Origin of the sequence: Pseudomonas sp. JL2 (assembly GCF_031570495.1) — a bacterium.
Classification (GTDB): domain Bacteria; phylum Pseudomonadota; class Gammaproteobacteria; order Pseudomonadales; family Pseudomonadaceae; genus Aquipseudomonas; species Aquipseudomonas rhizophila.
In genome coordinates, this window is the sequence record NZ_JAKUDH010000001.1 from 245,680 (window position 1) to 264,911 (window position 19,232).

The 19,232-nt window shown below is 60.2% G+C and carries 13 protein-coding genes; 2 read left to right on the top strand and 11 right to left on the bottom strand.

The window, feature by feature from the left end:
- Window positions 1-7 precede the first annotated feature (7 nt).
- From MKS85_RS01210 to MKS85_RS01235, 6 genes are all read right to left on the bottom strand, one after another.
- On the bottom strand, window positions 8-1,357 hold the full coding sequence (locus MKS85_RS01210; RefSeq protein ID WP_047226629.1) for a TolC family outer membrane protein: 1,350 nt from the start codon (window positions 1,355-1,357) through the stop codon (window positions 8-10).
- Window positions 1,358-1,371: 14 nt separating this feature from the next.
- Window positions 1,372-2,706, bottom strand: a complete 1,335-nt coding sequence (locus MKS85_RS01215; protein WP_188250863.1) for an HlyD family type I secretion periplasmic adaptor subunit — start codon at window positions 2,704-2,706, stop codon at window positions 1,372-1,374.
- Window positions 2,703-4,478, bottom strand: a complete 1,776-nt coding sequence (locus MKS85_RS01220) for a type I secretion system permease/ATPase (RefSeq protein ID WP_107322473.1) — start codon at window positions 4,476-4,478, stop codon at window positions 2,703-2,705. The genes MKS85_RS01215 and MKS85_RS01220 overlap by 4 nt, the downstream gene beginning before the upstream one ends.
- A 125-nt stretch (window positions 4,479-4,603) precedes the next feature.
- Window positions 4,604-5,035, bottom strand: a complete 432-nt coding sequence (locus tag MKS85_RS01225; RefSeq protein WP_409077992.1) for an AprI/Inh family metalloprotease inhibitor — start codon at window positions 5,033-5,035, stop codon at window positions 4,604-4,606.
- Window positions 5,036-5,093: 58 nt separating this feature from the next.
- Window positions 5,094-6,551 carry a serralysin family metalloprotease gene (locus MKS85_RS01230; protein WP_047226442.1) on the bottom strand — a complete coding sequence of 486 codons (1,458 nt, stop codon included), beginning with the start codon at window positions 6,549-6,551 and terminating at the stop codon, window positions 5,094-5,096.
- 334 nt (window positions 6,552-6,885) lie between these two features.
- Window positions 6,886-7,791 carry a LysR family transcriptional regulator gene (locus MKS85_RS01235; protein WP_310662577.1) on the bottom strand — a complete coding sequence of 302 codons (906 nt, stop codon included), beginning with the start codon at window positions 7,789-7,791 and terminating at the stop codon, window positions 6,886-6,888.
- A 133-nt stretch (window positions 7,792-7,924) separates the two neighbouring features.
- On the opposite strand from MKS85_RS01235, the gene MKS85_RS01240 reads away from it, so the two are divergent.
- Both MKS85_RS01240 and MKS85_RS01245 read left to right on the top strand, forming a co-directional pair.
- A complete protein-coding gene (locus MKS85_RS01240; protein WP_188250893.1) occupies window positions 7,925-9,391 on the top strand; it encodes an MFS transporter in 1,467 nt (488 codons plus the stop codon).
- Window positions 9,392-9,581: 190 nt separating this feature from the next.
- Window positions 9,582-9,860: a DUF1652 domain-containing protein gene (locus MKS85_RS01245; protein WP_047226440.1), complete on the top strand. Its 279-nt coding sequence runs from the start codon at window positions 9,582-9,584 to the stop codon at window positions 9,858-9,860.
- A 63-nt stretch (window positions 9,861-9,923) separates the two neighbouring features.
- Here the strand turns inward: MKS85_RS01245 and MKS85_RS01250 are convergent, their stop codons facing one another.
- The 5 genes from MKS85_RS01250 to MKS85_RS01270 all read right to left on the bottom strand — a co-directional run bounded on the left by MKS85_RS01250 (window position 9,924) and on the right by MKS85_RS01270 (window position 18,999).
- Complete coding sequence (locus MKS85_RS01250) at window positions 9,924-12,392, bottom strand: UvrD-helicase domain-containing protein (RefSeq protein WP_288910838.1); 2,469 nt, start codon at window positions 12,390-12,392, stop codon at window positions 9,924-9,926.
- Between the two features lie 225 nt (window positions 12,393-12,617).
- Complete coding sequence (gene pgm / locus MKS85_RS01255; RefSeq protein ID WP_281459220.1) at window positions 12,618-14,264, bottom strand: phosphoglucomutase (alpha-D-glucose-1,6-bisphosphate-dependent); 1,647 nt, start codon at window positions 14,262-14,264, stop codon at window positions 12,618-12,620.
- 91 nt (window positions 14,265-14,355) lie between these two features.
- Window positions 14,356-15,753, bottom strand: a complete 1,398-nt coding sequence (locus MKS85_RS01260; RefSeq protein ID WP_281459219.1) for a PLP-dependent aminotransferase family protein — start codon at window positions 15,751-15,753, stop codon at window positions 14,356-14,358.
- Window positions 15,754-15,801: 48 nt separating this feature from the next.
- Complete coding sequence (locus MKS85_RS01265) at window positions 15,802-17,289, bottom strand: hypothetical protein (protein WP_310662578.1); 1,488 nt, start codon at window positions 17,287-17,289, stop codon at window positions 15,802-15,804.
- A 684-nt stretch (window positions 17,290-17,973) separates the two neighbouring features.
- On the bottom strand, window positions 17,974-18,999 hold the full coding sequence (locus tag MKS85_RS01270) for a zinc-dependent alcohol dehydrogenase family protein (protein WP_047226435.1): 1,026 nt from the start codon (window positions 18,997-18,999) through the stop codon (window positions 17,974-17,976).
- Window positions 19,000-19,232: the final 233 nt, after the last annotated feature.

Genomic DNA, 19,232 nt, shown 5'->3' on the forward strand with positions numbered 1-19,232 from the left:
CTGCCCGTCATTGCGTCAGCGCCGGGGCCACAAATGCCTCATCCACCTGGGCCAGGTCTTGCGCGCCCAAGGTGCCGGCGTAGTAGTGCAACTTTGTCCAGGCCATGAGGTAGTCATAACGGGCCTGGGCCAGGTCGCGTCGGGTGGTGTAGAGCTGTTCTTCGGCGTTCAGGGCATCGAGGTTGACCCGTTCGCCGCCGAGGATGCTTTGCCGGGTCGACACCACCAGTGCCTCGGCAGCGCTGAGGGCTTTGCGGTATGCCCGCAATTTGTTCACCCCCGATAGGCAGGCGCTGAACTGGCGGCGCAGCTCGATCAGGGTTTCCCGGGTTTTGGCGTCCAGTTCATATTCGGCCCGCTCCATGTTGCGGCTGGCCTGACGGGTCGACGCCGAGACCCCGCCACCGGCGTACAACGGCACGCTGATCTCAAGTCCAATGGTGTTGGTGTCGTAGCGCTGGTTGTAGGTGTTGCCGCTTTCCGACTCGTTCTGGCGCATGGTCGCGTAGGCGCTGACCTTGGGCAGGTGTCCGGCACGGTTGCGTTCGACTTCGTAGCGCGCTACGTCCACGGCCTGGCGCTGGGATGCCAGGGTCGGGTTGTTGCTCACGGCCAGTTCGTGCCATGTCTGGAAACTGGCCGGTTGCAGGGTGAAGGTCTGGAACGTTTCGCTCAGGGGCGCCAGGTCGCCGATGTTCAGGGTCGGGACGCCAATCAACGAGCCAAGTTCGCGCAAGGATGCGTCCTGCTCGTTGCGGGCCTCGATCTCTTCGGCAATCGCCAACTCATAGCGCGACTCGGCTTCAAGGATGTCGGTGCGCGTACCTTCGCCTTGGGCAAACAGATGCTCGTTCTGATGAAACTGCTGTTCGAAAGCCTTTTTCCTGGCCTGGGCAATGTCGATCTGATCCTGGGCGAACAACGCCTGGGTGTAGGCGCTCAACACCCGCACCAGCAATTCCTGGCTCTTGCCACGAAAGTTTTCGTCGGCAAACAGCGCCTGGGCCACGCCTTTGCGATAGGCGGCGTAGGCCTCGTAGTCCAACAGCGGTTGTTGCAGGGTCAGGCTGGAGCCATAGCTGCTGTAGTTGCGGTCGTCATGCTGGCTGGCGCCGCGGTCGTTGAGGTAGGTGACCTTGGACTGGTTGCGGCCCTTGTTGTAGCTGTAGCCCAGGTGCGGCAGCAGCCCGGCGCGGCCAATGGCGCGGTTCTCCAGGCCGGCATCGCGCTCCTTGATCGCGCCCAGGTAGGCCGGGTCATTGCGCAGGGCTTGTTCATAGAACTCGAATGGGCCCATGGCCCAGGCACTGTTGCAGATAACCGCCGCCAGCGCGGCGACCCAGTAACGTCCCTTCATACCCCCGAACATCCTCATTCTTCGGTCAACGCGGAGCCGGCTCGGTCGAGCAGCGGTTTGAACAGGTAGTTCATGAGCGAGCGCTCGCCGGTGCGCACGAACATTTGCGCCGGCATTCCGGGCTTGATCACCAGTCCGTTGAGTTTTTCCATCGCCACTTCGCTGACGCTGCTGCGCAGGACGTAATACGGTTCGGCGGTCTTGTCATCGATCATCTGGTCGGCGGAAATCAGGCTGACCTCCCCCGGCACCCTCGGCGTGCGGTTCTGGTTGAAGGCGGTGAAGAGGATGTCCACTGGCAAATGGGTGCCCACCTTGTCGATCAGGTTGACCGGCAGGCGCCCTTCCACTTCCAGTCGCGTGCCTTGGGGCACGATTTCCAGCAAGGTATCGCCTTGACGGACCACGGCGCCTTCGGTGTGTACGCCCAGGTTCACGGCGATGCCGTCGGCGGTGGCGAGGATCTCGCTGTGTTGCAGCTCGAACGCGGCAGACTTGAGTTGCTGTTGCAGGGTTTCGCTCTTGAGCTGCGCTTCGGCCAACTGACTGCGCACCTCCTTCTGGTATTCCTCGTTGTGTTGCTCAAGCGTGAGCCGGGACTCGACGATGCCCTGCTCCACCCGGCCGCTTTCGCCAGTGTTCTGCGCCAGTTCCTGCTGCACTTGCGACAGTTGCCGTTGATAATCGAGCAGACGATTGCGCGGGATGTAGCCGTTGTCTGCCAACGGTTGCAGGTTGCTTAGCTGCTGGCGCAGGGACTGGGCCTGGGCATTGAGGTCATTGCGAGCCCGGCGCATGCCCGCCAGTTGCGCCGTGGCACCTTCGATATTGGCGCGCAACGCGGCCTGCTCCCGGGCCACCGCTTCGCGGCGGCTGCTGAACAACTGCCGCTGGCCTTCGAGCACCAGCGCCAGGCGCGGGTCGGGGTCGTGGCTCAGTTCGGCCGGAAAGCTGACCTGTGGGAGGTTGTCCCGCTCGCTTTGCCAACGTGCCAGGCTAGCCCAGGCCATGCGGTACTGGGCCTGCAGTGCTTGCACATCGGCGGCTGTCTGAGTCTGGTCCAGGCGGAACAGCGGCTGGCCCTGTTTCACTGCCTCGCCTTCACGCACCAGGATCCGGCTGATCACCCCGCTGCTCATCGATTGCACGGCCTTGCGCTTGCCGGACACCACCACGGTGCCTTGCACCGCAATACCTTGGTCCAGCGGCGCCAGGCTGGCCCAGGTGAAAAAACTGCCAGCGCCAATGAGCGCCAGTGTCCACCCCAGGCGGGTGAAGAAACGGGCATCGCGCTCGGGATGTTCGAGGTCTTGAGAGTGTTGCAGATTCATGTCGCGATCCTTGCTCATGCGCCGCTGGGTTTGCTGGCAGCCGAATACTGGCGACTCATGCTCAGTCCGTTGGGGGCTGCCTGGGGTTTGTCGCGTTGCGATGGCGGCTGGCCGGACAATGCCCGCAGCACCTCCTGACTTGGACCGAACGCTTGTAGGTGGCCTTCATTGAGCACCAGCAGCTTGTCGGCCTGAGCCAGCGCCGAGGAGCGATGGGTCACCAGCACGACCGTGGTGCCCTGGGCTTTCATCTGTGCGATGGCGCCGGCCAGTGCCGCTTCACCGACCGTGTCGAGATTGGAATTGGGTTCATCGAGCACCACCAGGCTCGGTTGGTCGTACATGGCCCGGGCCAGGGCGACGCGCTGTTTCTGGCCGCCGGACAAACCGCTGCCATCCTCTCCCAGCACGGTGTCGTAGCCTTGCGGCATGCGCAGGATCAGTTCATGCACGCCGGCCTGTTGCGCGGCGGCGACGACCTTTTGCGGATCGGCCAGGCGGAAACGGGCAATGTTCTCGGCAATGCTGCCGCTGAACAACTCAATGTCCTGGGGCAGATAACCGATGTGCGGACCGAGCTGGTCGCGATTCCAGCGATGGATGTCGGCCCCGTCGAGCCGCACTGTGCCTCCGAGTGTAGGCCACACCCCCACCAGCACACGGGCCAGGGTGGATTTGCCGGACCCCGACGCCCCCAGCACCCCGAGCACTTCCCCGGCGCTCAGGCTGAAACCGAGCTGATGCAGCGTCGCGTTGCGCTGCCCCGGCGGGCCGGCGCTGACCTGTTCGAAGCTCACCTGGCCCTTGGGCGACGGCAATGTCATCGCTTCGTCCTGGGCTGGGTAAGCCTGCAACAGCGCATCGAGACGGCGATAAGCCAGTTTGGCCCCGCTCCACTGCTTCCACACGGCGATCAACTGGTCGATGGGGCTCAACACCCGACCCATCAGGATCGAGCCGGCAATCATCATTCCGGCGGTCATGTCGCCCTTGATCACCAGCAACGCGCCCAACCCCAGCACCAGCGATTGCAGACACAGGCGCAGGGTTTTGCTCAGGGAACTGAGCACCGCGCCGGTATCACTGGCCTGGTTTTGCAGGCCGAGAAAGCGCGAATGCACGGCAAACCAGCGCCCGCGCAACGCGCCGAGCATGCCCATGGCCTGGATGGTCTCGGCGTTGTGCAAGTGGCTGGTCGCCAGTTGGCTGGACTGTTGCGAGTAGACACTGGCCTGCCCCAACGGCTTTTTGGTCATGGCTTCGTTCAGACAGGCCAAGCCAATGAGCAGCAAGGTGCCAACGCTGGCGAACACGCCTAGCCACACGTTGAACAGGTAGATCACCAGCAAATACACGGGAAACCACGGGGCGTCGAAGAATGCGAACAGCGCAGGTCCGGTGACGAACTGGCGGATGTGGGTAAGGTCACCCAGCGACTGCCCGGCGTTGCCCTCGCCCTGGCGCAGGTTGCGCTCGAACGCGGCCTTGTACACCTGAAGGTTCAAGCGCCTTTCCAGTTGGCTGCCGATGCGGATGACAATGAAGCTGCGCACCATTTCCAGCAGCCCGATAAATATGAAGAAGCCCACCACCATCAACGACAACATCCACAGCGTGGTTTCGTTTTGTGATGACAGGCCCCGGTCATACACTTGGAGCATATAAATCGAAGGCGCCAACATCAGGACATTAATCAGTGCGGTAAAACAACCGACGCTGATCAGAATATTTTTATAGTCGCCCAGCGCTCTAAACAGCGGCACCGTCGCAGCGCGCCTTGTCATGTTCATGAAGATATCCTTGCTGTTGGCTTTGCCAGGTTATTCAACTTGCCAATCTTTAAATGATTTACATCGGGCCGCGGTGCGCTGCACGCCTGTTTAAACAGGCGCGCCTGGGGCATTCGCAAACTGTACTAACGTGTTAAGGAATGGTTTGGGGGGGGGCTCCGTTCGAGTGTCACTACCTGACCTGATTTCAAGGTGACTTGATAGTGTTGTTCTTGACGCAGTTGCAAGTGAATCCGGCTGTTCTGTTTACCAATCAGTGAAAGACCGTCTGGTTCGGTGAACCAATGGACCGGCTCATCGCCCAGCCACTGTCCCAGGCAGGCGGTTTGCCCGACCAGGGTTTGATCTGCCCTGAGCTCGATAAGGCAAATGCTGGACGGCGGGGTTTGCGCAGGCTCCTGCGGCCCCGACAGAACAGCCTGCCACTGACCGGCCAACTGGGAAGGTTCTGCTAACAACAGGCTGCGCGCCATGGCGGCTTCTCCGGTAAACATCATCAGCGTAGCGAGTAACCAGGCACTTGCCTGGACGCCTTGGGGCTGGGGATTTCTGCACATCTGTTCAATCCTGAAGGATCCCGCAAGAGCGCTGGCCGCTCCCACGGGATCGGGGACATCAGGCCACGATATCCGAGACAGCCGCCTGGCCGACGGTACTGACCAGGAAGTCAGCCACGCCGTGCCCGGAGAAGTCCACCGACAGCAGGCTGTTGCCACCCGATGTCGACAGCACCGCATCACCCGCCGCACCGGTGAACGCATTCACGAAGTGCAGGCCCGCGCCCTGGGTGATGCCGGTCAGGTCGATCTTGTCCAGGCCGCTGACAAAATCGAGGATCTGATCGACCGCACCTGGCCGTGAGTCAGAACTGGCGGCGAACACGAAGGTGTCCGAGCCCGAACCGCCCCACAGTTTGTCGGCACCGCCCGCGCCCCAGAGGATGTCGTTGCCGGCGCCGCCCTTGAGTTCGTTGGCCACGGAGTTGCCGATGAGCAAGTCACTGCCCGAGCCGCCAATGGCATTCTCGATGGTCACCCCCTGAGCGATGGAAACGTTACCCACCATGCCGCCAACGTCGGAAAACGAGGCGCCATTGAGGTTGATCTTCTGGTTCTGCGTGAAGCCTGAAAAATCCAGGGTATCGCGGCCACCGGCGTCCCATACCGAGAACACCACTTTGTCCGAAGACGAGGATGCGCTGTAGAAGTCGCGACCGGTGTTGGAGTTGAAGCCGTAGGTCGAGTCGCCGGTCCGGGTGCTGGTGTTGGCACCGTAGAGCTTCTGAATGGCCGCAATGTCATCCATCAGCGGACCCGAGGCATAAGCTTCGACGCCGCCCTTGCTGAAGTCCTGGCTGGTGTTGGTTTCGCTCCAGTAACTCATGAGGCTGTAGCCACGGGTGTCCTGACCGTAGCTGGCGTCATCGTAGGTCGGGCTGCCTTCACCGGCGTTATAGTCGCCAGGATGCGCCAGGCCCAGGCTGTGACCGATTTCATGGGTCAGGGTCTGGCGGCCATAATTGTTCAGTTCCGGATTCTTGTTCTGGGTGTAGCGGCTGTTGATCAGGTACCAGGAGGTTCCGTCATAACCGGCGCCCGTGCCCGGCAGATAGGCAAATGCCGCAGCGCCGTCCTGGCCGCTGCTGTAGTTGCCGAAGGTCATGTGGCCGTCGCCACCGCTGGCCCTTTCAGTGAACGTGACATTGGCCACGTCCGCCCAGGACTGCATGGCCAAGACCGCCTGGCCTTTCTGTTGCGCGCTGAACTGGCTGAAGCCGCTGATGCCGTGCTTGTTCATGGTGCTCGAGGAGGCAGAGGTCAGGAACGTGTAGGTCAGCTCGATCTTGCCGCTGGCGTCCCGGTCCTGGTAAGCCGCACCGTCGCGCAGCAACTGGGTGGCAGCTTCGTCCACCGAGTACGACGGTTTGCCATTGACGGTCAGGTTGCCACCCCGATCGTATTGGTGGCTGAAACTATTGATCTGATTGAATGCACTGCTGGCCGCCGCCAGTGACTGCGGCGCCCAGAGCATTTGTTCGGCAGAATCAATAGCGCTGGTTTTGACTTTCGACATAAACACACTTCCTTGTTTGCAATGGAACAGTTTTTGTCAGATAGAACAATCTCTGGCGAGAGCGTCCTATCACTCGCCCAATTGAGGACGCAAGAAAACTGACACAATTGGAAATCAAACGTCCAGCGAATTTTTTTGACCCTTTTACACACTCACGCCTTCAACAACGGCAAAAGATACACGGCGCCCCGTTAGTACAGGTATTTCGCGGGCGACATTAAAGATTGTAGGACAAAACTCTATTTAAATATTAAATGAGGTTAACCACCTATTTGCCAATCACGTCGCACTTCTAGCAACTAAGTGCCAGCGAAACGCTACTAATTAATCGCGGCTAGATATCTATGGTTTTGCCTGAACACACTTCCCGCAGACAACCACGAAACCAGCGGTGCACAGGATCAGCATCCATTCGGGGGTGCCAAAGCATGGAAATCGTGAATGTGGGCACCGCAAACGGCAGCGCAAAGCTGTGCATGCCGGCACGCAGGCGGGTGGTATAGCGCTCAGGCACGCTGGCGATCAGGTCGCTGGACCGGGCAAGGCCCAGCGCAGTGGAGAAGCCCGGGACGGTGATCGCGATCTGCCGTGTCAGGTTCAAGGACTGCAAGGCCTGATCGAGGGCACTGTGGTCCAGGCCCCGCAAGGAAACGCCGATGTGCTCGCCCGCTGCATAACCGACGGCACACACCTCGGCCTGGCTTAGCGGGTGACCCGCGCGCACTACGCCAATGAGGCGATCAGTGAACAACGCCTGGGTTCGTAGCTCCGGGCTGGTGTCCTTGTCCACGACGGCCGTTTCCAGGTCCACGGTGCCCTCTCGCAGCGCCGTACTGTCCTTGTCGGCCTTGTCCAGGAAATGCAGGCGTACACCGGGTGCCTGTTCGCTGATACGGGCAATTAAGTCGATGGCGAAGTTTTCAACGAACCCTTCCCGGGTGCGCAGCGTGAAGGTGCGGCTCAGTCGGCGCAGATCCGGCACCTGGGACGGCCGCAGCGCCGCTTGGGCATCCTGCACCAGTTGGCTGACCTGCTCGCGTAACGCCAAGGCGCGGGGTGTGGGCACCAGGCCGCGCCCAGCCCGAACCAGCAGTGGATCACCCGTGGTTTCGCGCAACCGCGCCAGCGCCCGGCTCATGGCCGAGGGGCTGAGTCGCAGTCGCCGAGCGGCTCGGGCCACGCTGCCTTCTGCCAGCAAGACGTCGAGGGTAATCAGCAGATTGAGGTCGGGTGTGGACATGGCGCAGTCCTGGGTTGGAATAGGTGGCGCTGCATGCAGTTATAAAGTGCAATCCATGCGTCTTCCGCCATGTTATGCCCGGGCGTACCGTTCTGACAGCTCCATTTTCAGAGCGTCAGAGTCAGGGGACATGATGAAACCAGCCAATACCCAATCCAGCCTGTCGAGCGCGACGGCCACCCAACGGGTCTTTTCACCGCGCTGGGCCTTGGCCAGCCTGTCACTGTCGACCTTGCTGGCCTCCTTGGGCGCCAGCGTGGTGACGGTCGGTTTGCCGACGCTGGCCCATGCGTTCGAGGCCTCCTTCCAGCAGGTTCAGTGGGTGGTTCTCGCCTATTTACTGGCGATTACCACGCTGATTGTCAGTCTCGGAAAATTGGGCGATTTGCTCGGGCGTGGCAGGTTGCTATTGACCGGGATCGTGCTGTTCACCCTCGCGTCGGCGCTTTGCGGCATGGCGCCCTCGCTTTGGCTGTTGGTCGCTGGTCGGGCGTTACAGGGCCTTGGAGCGGCGATCATGATGACGCTGACTTTGGCCCTGGTGGGTGAAACCGTTAGCAAGGAAAAGACCGGTAGCGCGATGGGGCTGTTGGGCACCCTATCTGCGGTGGGCACCGCCCTTGGCCCCTCTCTGGGTGGTGCACTTATCAGCGGTTTCGGTTGGCAGGCGCTATTTTTGATTAACGTTCCGCTTGGACTGCTGGCGTTCGGACTGGCCTGGCGTTCACTGCCGGCTCGGCAACCGGAGGGATCGGTCGCGCGCCCCCGCTTCGACACCCTGGGTACGCTGCTATTGGCGATAACGCTTGGCGCCTATGCCCTCGCCACGACGTTGGGCCGTGGTGACTTCGGCTGGCCGAACATTGCGCTGTTGCTGATGGCGATCCTGGGCGGCGGTCTGTTTGTCATGGCCCAACGGTGGGTCGCGTCGCCGTTGATTCCCTTGGGGGTGTTTGGGGACCGGTCGCTGGTTGCCGGGCTGGTGACCAGTGCTCTGGTGGCAACGGTCATGATGGCGACGCTGCTGGTGGGGCCTTTTTATCTATCCGTCGCCCTTGGGCTGCCTGCCGCGCTGGTGGGGTTGGTGTTGGCGGCAGGACCGTCGGTCGCTGCCCTGACGGGGGTGCCTGCCGGGCGCCTGGTGGACCGCTTTGGCGTGCGCCCCGTGCGACTCGTTGGGCTGCTGATCATGATTCTCGGCTGCCTGATGATGTCGTTGATGTCACCGACCCTCGGTGTGGGCGGCTATGTCGCCGCTATCGCGGTAACGACCCTTGGCTATGCGCTGTTCCAGACGGCCAACAACACAACGGTGATGGCGGACGTGCCCGCGGGCAAGCGCGGCGTCATCTCAGGGCTGCTCAATCTGTCGCGTAATATGGGTTTCTTTACCGGAGCATCGGCGCTCGGTGCGGTGTTTGCGCTCTCTGTACCGACGAATGGTATCGCCCAGGCAGCTCCCGAAGCAGTGGTAAATGGCTTGCATCTCACCTTCATCGTTGCCACGTGTTTGATGTTGCTGGCTTGGGTCGTTGTCTTGAAATGCCGTGAACCAGAGCCTCTGGATGGGCGTGACGACATCTTCGCCCATAGAAAGTGAGGCCAGGATCAAAACGGCATAAGTCGTGATGCAGATCAAAAAAAGTGAACCAATCGCCAAACGACCTGAAAAAAGCCACATGACATTCATTTTCAGGTGCTATTTTTAGTTCTCACTGGTAGAGCCATGATGGCTCTTCCTTCCTGACTATGAGCAAACGGAAGCGCTTGATGAAGAAGGTGGGCAACAGATGAATAGAGGATCTTTCAGCAAGGTTACGTTTCCCAACGCCTGCCAGTTGATGCGCTGGCATTTTCATCCCATGGGATTCGAGGCCAGCATGGACGCACCGGGCAGTATGGTCGCCCGGCTGTTTGACCGTGCCAGCGGCGAGACTATGATCGCGATTGCGGGCATCCCCTGCGCGACAGTGATGAACGCCCCTGACGTGGAGCGAATAATCGAAGCGGTGGAAGCCGAGCTGGAAGCTTTCGTGCCACCAGTTGGCTTGCGACGATTTGCCTCCTGAAAAATGAAGCCCACAGCAGTGGGCTTCTTTTTGCCTGACAGTTTTGTTCGTGCCCCGAAGTTCTCAACTGCGGGCGCGGCGATGATCGACAAAGAACGGTTTGCCGGTCCCTATCCGATCCGACGCCTTGGGCGCCTTGTTGACCTGGGTGTCCTGCCCATCGACATACCAATAGCAATGCTGCACCGCCCGGGTAATGCCGACATAGGCCAGGCGCAGAATCTCGTCTTTCTGTGCCGTGTCGTACGGCTCGGCATCGCCCTCCTGGCCAAGCCCGGCCATTCGGTAGACCTGATTCTTGTAGGGGGAACTGGTGGAGTGCTGGCAGTCACCGAGCAAAAACACCGCGTCGGCCTGAAGCCCCTTGGCGCTATGGTAGGTCATCTGCCGGAGGCGTCTCGCCGGGTATGGCAAGCTAGAATCCACATTAACTGTTGGTTGAATATGTTTTTCAATCAATAGCTTATCGCTGCTTTTTCGATAGAGCATCAAGATTGAATCGCCCTTGCGGTAGTGCTCGTCCAGGCGCTTGGCCAAGCCTTCGTCGTCTCTGTCCAACACATTGACCGGGCTCAAGGTTCGAGGCGTGCCGCTGGCCTTGGCCTTTTTGCCGGGAATCGCCGCAGCCGCACGCACCACGTGTTCGGCGGCGTCAATGATGTGCTGGTGGCTGCGGTAGTTATCGGTGAGCATGACCCGGGTGTTTGCCGGTGAAGGAAACTGTTTGTTGAACGCCATGAAATAACTGGGTGAACTGCCGCGCCAGCCATAGATCGATTGCCAGTCATCACCCACGCACAGCAAGGAGGAACGCTGGGCGCCTCGGCCGACATGCATGGCAGGGCCGCGGCTGCGCACTTCCCGCAGGCTGGCGCGAAGCCAGGAAACAATCTGCGGCGAGACATCCTGAAACTCGTCGATCATCAAGTGCGACAGAGGACGCAATGTCGCATCGCTCAGCAGCTTGAAGTTCTCGGGGGAGTGCTCACTGAACAACGCGAACATTCGGTTATAGGTCATGACGGGCGGCGACTGGTCAAGCAGGTGGTCTTCAAATGCTCGCCAGTAGCGACTCAGGGCCTCAAAGAAATAACGATCCGGGTCATCCTGGGCAAAACACATCCGGCCCACGGCGTCCGGGACGTCCAGACCCAGGTTCTCGATAAAGCCGGCAGCCGCAACGAAACAATCCAGCAACGGTGCCGAAGCCAGTTCGCCTTTTACCTTGTAGTCGAACCCAGGGCCTGCGCTGGCATCCCCGGCCAACACGCTCAGTACACGCTTTGACGCCTCATAACTATCTAGCCATATCAATGGCTTAGAGCAGAAAGCTTGAAACAGGGTGCGCTTTACTGCCCACTCTGCGCGGATACTCAGCTTGGCGCCGGGCCGGCTGATCCGGGCATCTTCCCGCGGGTCGAAACCCAGCATCACCCAGGCGTCCAGAGTTGGAACGTAGCCGTGGCAATGAAACGTCGCACCGTTGATCTGGAAGGTCTGACGCTTTGGCTCGATGCCCTTGATCGGCCAGGCACCGGCGCGAAACCACAGGTCTTCGATCGCATCGCACAACTCTTCATCGCGCTGGGCGGCCAGTTCGGTCACGGCCACCCGTTTCTGCACATCGGGATGGTCGCGTTCCAGCTCCCTGAGCTGCAAGGCGTGCCGGGACATCGGTTTGATCAGTTCGCGAAAACGCTCATCGCGTTGATAAAGACCGTGATAGCAGGCATTGAGCTGTTGGCGCTGAGCATCGTTGATGCGCAGCTCAAAGGGATTGCCCTGGGCGTCATCATCAGCCGTCTCGTTACGATGGCTCAGGGTTTCAAACGCCTGGAGCCGCTCAAACCCGGGCAGACTGCGCACCATGGGCAAGATGCGTGAATGGAAGGTCCGCACCAGATCGCGAGCTTCCTTGAGGCTGATTGTCCGCCCCCACAGGGCAAAAACTTCAATGAGCTTGTGAATGAAGTCCTTGCGCGATTCCCGCGTGAAGGTCACCACGGTCATCGAATCCAACTCAAAACCCAGGTAGTGGGACAGCAGCACAAGGCGTAGCACCAGGGTTGTGGATTTCCCGGCGCCTGCGCCCGCGACGACCGAGGTAGACGGCGTATCGCTCAGGATCATTTTCCACTGCGCGGCGCTCGGCTGGGCGTGAGCGGGAAGCAATCGGGCAACATCGGCCTTGATGCGCTTCTTGAGTTCGGCGGTCAACGGCAGGCGCCAGTCATCGAACAACAGCTCATCGACTTTCGGTGCCGGGTGCTCGGTGCTTCGAAAATCTCGGATCAGCAGGACCTGCCGGCCCTCTTCCAGTCCATCGGCTTTGCCTTCCTTATAGCCGTAGTCAAAACCGGCGCTATGCCCGCTGCGAAAGCCATCGGCCTGGCCGTGTAGCCAGGAAGCCCGATGCTGGGCTCGAAGTCGCGTCAGGCCATGACCCAGAAAACGCGCGGCCAGGCGCTTGAGCAAAGGCATCTGGGCCAGGGGCAGAAGTTCGGGGGGAAGATCGGGAGTGTGTTGCGACACGCTGGGGGACTCCGGTGTTCAGAACCATGGCGGCTATGGTGTCTGTATTTGCCAGCGGATTCCACTCAAAAGCTTTTAAGTCATGGATTTAGGCGATGAAGTGAAAGTGCTGTCGCACATGGCCATCAGTGTCGCCCGACCCACCTTAAGCAGGCTCGCTCCCACAGAGGTCGGCGTGCACCGTAGCGCCAATGTGGGGCGAGCCTGCTCGCGATGGGTTTTGAATCACTGACTGGAAATGGCTCCATCGACCAATGCCTGCGCCTCGACCACCAATTGCTTGAGGTGCTCATCACCGATGAAGCTTTCGGCGTAGATCTTGTAGATGTCTTCAGTGCCTGATGGCCGCGCGGCGAACCAGCCGTTTTCAGTCATGACCTTCAGGCCGCCAATGGCCTGGTCATTGCCCGGTGCATGGCTGAGGATGTTCTGGATGGTCTCCCCGGCCAACTCAGTGGAGGCAACCTGCTCCGGTGCCAGCTTGCTCAGCAGCGCCTTTTGTTGCGGGCTGGCCTTGGCATCGACGCGCACGGAGAACGGCTCACCCAGTTCATCGGTCAGGGCACGGTAGGCCTGGCTTGGGTCGCGACCGGTGCGCGCGGTCATTTCGGCCGCCAGCAACGCCGGGATCAGGCCGTCCTTGTCGGTACTCCACACACCGCCGTCCTTGCGCAGGAACGAGGCGCCGGCGCTTTCTTCGCCACCAAAGCCCAAGGAACCGTCGAACAAGCCGTCGGCAAACCACTTGAAGCCTACCGGCACTTCATACAGACGCCGCCCCAGGCGCTGGGCCACGCGATCGATCAGACCACTGCTGACCACCGTCTTGCCCACGGCGGCATCGGCGCGCCACTGTGGCCGGTTCTGGAACAGGTAGTCGATGGACACCGCCAGATAGTTGTTCGGCGCCAGCAAGCCGCCGGACGGCGTCACGATGCCGTGGCGATCATGGTCCGGGTCGCAGGCGAAGGCCACATCGAAACGCTCTTTGAGGCCAATCAACCCCTGCATGGCATGGCTGGAGGACGGGTCCATGCGGATCTGTCCGTCCCAGTCGACGGTCATGAAGCGGAAGGTGGAATCCACCTGGGTGTTGACCACGTCCAGGTCCAGGCGGTAATGCTCGGCAATGGCGGGCCAGTAGCGCACCCCCGCTCCGCCCAGCGGGTCCACGCCCAGGCGCAAGCCGGCAGCGCGAATGGCATCGAAGTCGATGACATTGATCAGGTCCGCCACGTAGGTGTTGACGTAGTCGTGACGGTGAGTGGTGTCGGCCTTCAGGGCCTGCTCATAGCTGATGCGCTTAACGCCGGCCAACTGGCTTGCCAGCAGCTCGTTGGCCTTGGCTTCGATCCATTTGGTGATATGGGTATCGGCCGGGCCGCCGTTGGTGGGGTTGTACTTGTAGCCACCACTCTGCGGCGGATTGTGGGACGGGGTGATGACGATGCCGTCTGCCAGGCCGGTGGTGCGCCCACGGTTGTAGCAAAGAATGGCGTGGGAGATCGCCGGCGTGGGCGTGTATTCATCTGCCTCGGCGATCATCACTGTGACCCCGTTGGCAGCGAATACCTCCAGCGCGCTGGCGCCTGCCGGGGTAGACAGCGCGTGGGTATCGATCCCCAGGAACAAGGGGCCGTTGATGCCCTGGGCTTCACGGTACAAGCAGATCGCTTGGCTGATAGCCAGCACATGCCATTCGTTGAACCCCAGGTCGAAGGAACTGCCACGGTGACCGGAGGTGCCGAAAGCCACCCGTTGGGTCGAAACCGAGGCGTCGGGCCGGCCGGTGTAATAGGCCGTCACCAGTCGCGGGATATCGATCAACAACTCTGCCGGTGCCGGCTTGCCCGCAAATGGACTGACTGTCATGCAAAACCTCTGAATGGAGTGGCTCGATAAAATGGATGCAGTTTACTGACAGTTCGACCGTGGTGCGATGGGTTCGATCCATCGCCCTCCATTACGATTGCTCAAGTCTCAAGGCATCGGCCAGCGCACAGAGTGCAGTATCCAGATCGTGTGAACCGCTCAAGGCGTGGGTCAGGCGCAGATGTTGTGCGTACAGCCCTTGCAAACTGAACAGTTCCCCCGGCGCAATGACGATTCGTTGCGCAAGCAGCCGCTGGAACACCCGTCGCAGATCGACGCGTCGCGAAGATCGGGTCCAGATCGTTGCGCCCCCTTGGGGCTCCAGCCATTGCAGGCTGTCCCCCAGCCGCTCGCGCAGCATTTGCGTTGTCGAGAGCGCACCTTCACGCAACAATCGTCGCAGCACCAGCAAGTGCTGATCGATCCGTCCGTTGCTGTACAAACGGGCAATGGCCTTCTGGCGAATCGGTGACAGACGAAACGCGCGTAGCAGGAAATGTCGCTGCAACTCCAGCGTCAGCTGTCGCGACAACACATAGCCGTAGGGGGCCTCGGGGCCGATGGTTTTTTCGAAAGTGGAATAAACGATCAGCCGGTCCGGGTCGAGCAAGTCTCGAAAAGGCGTCACCCCGGCTTCGAACGCCAGGTCTGTATAGCTGTCGTTCTCCAGCACCCATGTGCCGTGCAGATCCAGCAAGCGCGCGACGGCGCGACGGTTGTTTTCAGGAACGAGCGTGCCCCTGGGCATATTCAGGACCGAGGACAGGATGACCAGGCGGACCGCTTTACTCGTCAGTAATTGTTCCAGTTGCTCGACATTGATCTCCCCATCCGCCAGCAGTGGCAGTTCGATTACGTCGATATCGGCCGCCTGCAGCAAGCGCAGGACGGTCCAGTCGCAGGGTGATTCGATCAGCACCGTGGCGCCCTTGAGCGCCAGCACGGCGATCAGAATCTCCAATACACCGCGCAGATCAGCGCCGATATAAACATCGTCGGCGTTCCAGCACCGGGCCGGCGAAGACGTGTAGCGAGCCGCCAGCGCGGTGCGCAGTTCCAGCTCGCCCCAAGGCTGCGAGGGCATTTGTGAGGAGCGCGGATACTGACGCAGCAGCTCACGCTCCAGTAACAACAGCGGGCTGTCCAGCGGTTGCATCGACGCAGGCTCATCAGCGCTGAGTACCAGCATTCCCGGTCGTCGTGCATTGACATACAGGGTCTCGAGCAAATCATCACCGCCGCCCAGCGTCGCGACGCAGGGTACTGGCAACGCGTAATAACCGGATTTGGCGACCGAATAGACCCGCCCTTCCTTCTCCAGCAACGAATAAGCGTACTGGATGGTAGAGATCGACACGTTCAGGCGCTCGGCCAGTTGCCGTAACGACGGCAAACGCACTCGGGCGTCGGCGCCCAGTTCGTTGATCAGGGTGGTGAGGTAACGATAAACCGCCTGATACGCGAAGTCTGTTTCCCGGCAACCTTTCATGGGGTTGGGCCAGGCGACGTGGCGAATGAATCCGTCAAATCCTGCCCCTCAATGCCGTGCCGCACGTTCGCGCATGACATCGTCGCCCTGCCCGGCTTCTTCAATGTCGATGTCATCGACAGGTTGCTGCGCATCCATCCCCGATGCCTGCTCCTGCTCCGGCGGCGTGATACTCGCCCGATACAGCTTGCCGAGCATATCGATGGACAGGCCACTGACGTCGACCATCCATTGCGCCACCTGATCGGCAATGGCCGCGCCCTGCATGGCCTTGTGCAGATCGGGCATCGCCACCAGCATGCCGGGATGACAGCAGCGCAGGAAGTGCTCCAGGCCAGCGCCTTGCTCCACGAAGGGCGCGAACAACATGCACACCAGTTGCGTTTCGTTGAGCCCCAGGGTCTTGTGCGCGTCGCTGGCGGCCTGGGCGCGCCGCTCGGGGATGGCCGTGGGTGGGCCGAACAGCATGCGTGCCTGCTCGCAGACATGCTCGGGCAACTGCTTGCGATGCATGATCATGATCGCTCGTTGTACATAGTCGCCATAACCTGCCTCATAGCTGCGCCCCTGCAGATAACAGGCCTGCAGGCCATGCAGGTGAGCTGACAGCAGTGGGCTCAGGTATTCGTTTTCCGGCGCCGATGCGACGAGTTCATCGGTCCGCACCCGAAGGAATTCACTGAACAGCGGCCAGTTGGTTTCTTGCGAACTGTCGACGATCAGGTCGTCGATACCGATGTGACTCACGCGCCGACACGCCTCGAAATGCCCCTCGGGTTTCCACGCGCCCTCGTGGTCCTGACCATAGAAGCCCAGGTAGGGACTAGCGCCCAAGGTATCGAGTTGCGCGAAGAGACTGTCGAAACCGCTGGACGGGTCAGTCGCCAGGCCGACCTTGCGGGCGGCACGTCGAAGGCCCGACATGAACTGTTTTTGCTCGCGAGGCGTATCACTGCTGACTAACGAGTCCACGCCGCGCTCCCAGCGAGCCATATGCCGATAGAACTCCGCCATCGCCAGGTAGCCGTGATCGCCTACTTCCAAGGGGCTGTCGATCGAGCGAAGGTGGCCCAGAACCAGCGTGTCCATGCGATTGGCCTCATGCCCGGCCGCCGACAATGGCTGCTTGTGATTGAACGGCACCACCTCGCGGTTATCCGCCATCAGCAGTTCCACCCGGGGGTCGTCGTAGACGAACAGCGCGCTGTAACAGCGGTGGATGTTTTCCAGGGTCGCCTGGGTGGTTTCGCTCAGGCGTGGCGTGGCGACACGCAAGTCGAAGGTCACCGGATGCCTGCCGGCGATGCTCAACTGTGCGGCCCGCAAGGCGGTCAGGACATAAAAACTGTCCCGGCTGCCGTTCTGGACCGTCAACACACGATAGTCGCCGATCCGGTCGATGCCGCCAGCGGCGACAATTAAACGCTGGATCAAAAGCTGCAACGCCGTCCGTTCCGCGCGGGAATAAAAACCTGACAGTCGCTGCAATATCTGTTGATACACGTGATTCATTGCCTGCTCATGAATTGAACTCATAGCCATATACCTGGAAATTCAAATATCGGCGTCGCACTGGCATAGCGTGACCGGGCGACGGGTTGATCTGGAAGATTGTTCTAGTGCTGCAAAGAGTATTGGTAATACGCTCAAGCTTTGCTTGTCGTAATTATTTGATACATAAGCTGTGGAGTTCGCCCGCTTCGCCTCGGTACGTGCCTGCAAGCCCCTGAGGCATTGGGTTTCAGCGATTCCGCCCTGCGTCCTAGGAAGATTCCGACAGCATCCTTCAGACAATGAGTACGAAAAACAAAGAACATGCCTAACTTCAATTGTCCCCCTGCCCCAGTCAGTTTTTCCCACAGTCGATTGATGACGTTAAAACAATTAACGCTTGATGCACCTTTGCCCGAAGGATGACGATTCTCTAGAAACTTGTACTGCGCCACGACTTCTTCCTTGAGATGGAAATCAGCGTTCAATTATCAGGACTTAAATAACGATTAGAAGATACAGATTGAGGGCAAAAACCAGTTCAGTTCTCTGGGGATTAAACGCTTTTTGGGTGTTGAGTGAACTGGACCGCCCAGGCGAAGGCGTGGTTGCCGCGCACCAGGGCGTCATTGCCGAACGGAGCGGCAATGGCAGAAGGAAGGAAGGAAAGCAGGTTCAGGCCGAAGGCAGCGCAAGAGTCGCCATGCTGACTCTTGCGCGGAGGAGGAATCAGGCGGGGTCGACTACCTGAAGGGCAACGCGTTCACGGCAGGGGCATTCGCCCATGTAACGGTGGGCTTCGACAAACTCGGAGAATGGAAACACCCGGGTCTTGAGCGGCAACAGCACGCGATCGGCGGTCAGTTGATTGATATCACGCAACGCCCGCTGCAATGCAACCTGATCCTGGATGATGCCCAGTTCCGGCTTGCCGGTAAAATTGCCGATGCAGTGCACAAAGAACTGAATGTTCTTCTGGAACGCCGCACAGGCCGGGAACGGCGTCTGGTTGCCGCCTTGCAAGCCATACAGCACCAGGCTGCCCCGCGGCGCCAGCACATCACCGAGCAGCGACATTTGCGGCCCGCCGAGGCCATCGAACACCACATCGACGCCACGGTTATCAGTGAGCTTGTTGATTTGCATCAGCAAGTCCTGCTCTTCGGTGACGATGACTTTTTCGGCGCCGAGCGACAGCAGGTACTCACGCTCATCAGCGGTCTTGGTGGCCGCGATCACCCGTACACCCAAGGCCTTGCCCAGTTGCACGAAGGATGGTCCGGCGCAATGACTGGCATCAGTGACCAGGGCAAACTGCCCCGGCTTGACCCGTGCCAGGTCCACGTAGGCGAAATAGGCGATCAGCAGTGGCGTGTAGTGCACAGCGGCTTCGATCGGGGTGAGCACGTCGGGATAACGGGTCAGCGCGGTACGCGGCAGCACGATGATCTCGCCGTACACCGGGTAATCGTTAGGGCTCTCGGCAGGGAAACTGGCCACTTTGTCGCCTACAGCCAGGTCGTCGACACCGTCTCCGACAGCCGTCACCACCCCGGCCATTTCATGACCAAGGCCCGAAGGCAGGCGCGCCTGGGACGACGCCAGATTCTGGCGCCACAGGGTGTCATACCAGCTGATGCCGATCGCTTCGACACGGACCTGCACTTCTCCTGGCGCAGGAAGAGCCGCCGCATGCTCTTCGCATTTGAGCACCTCGGCACCACCAAACTTGTGAAAACGGATCGTGCGGGACATCGCAAACCTCGTCAAAGTAACCTCTAATGCCATGAACTCTATCCGGGCTTTGTACCCAAGACCATCAGTGGCTATTAATAGTCGACATGCCTGTCATTGATTCCGCAGCAAGAAAATGAACCCAGTCTTGTAGGGCCTATCCCTAAGAAAAAGCAATTAGCCGGTGCAGAGTACCAGTCTTTCCCCGTAAGATTCATGCCGGTCATTGTTCTCATATGGCCGCTCACGTCAAG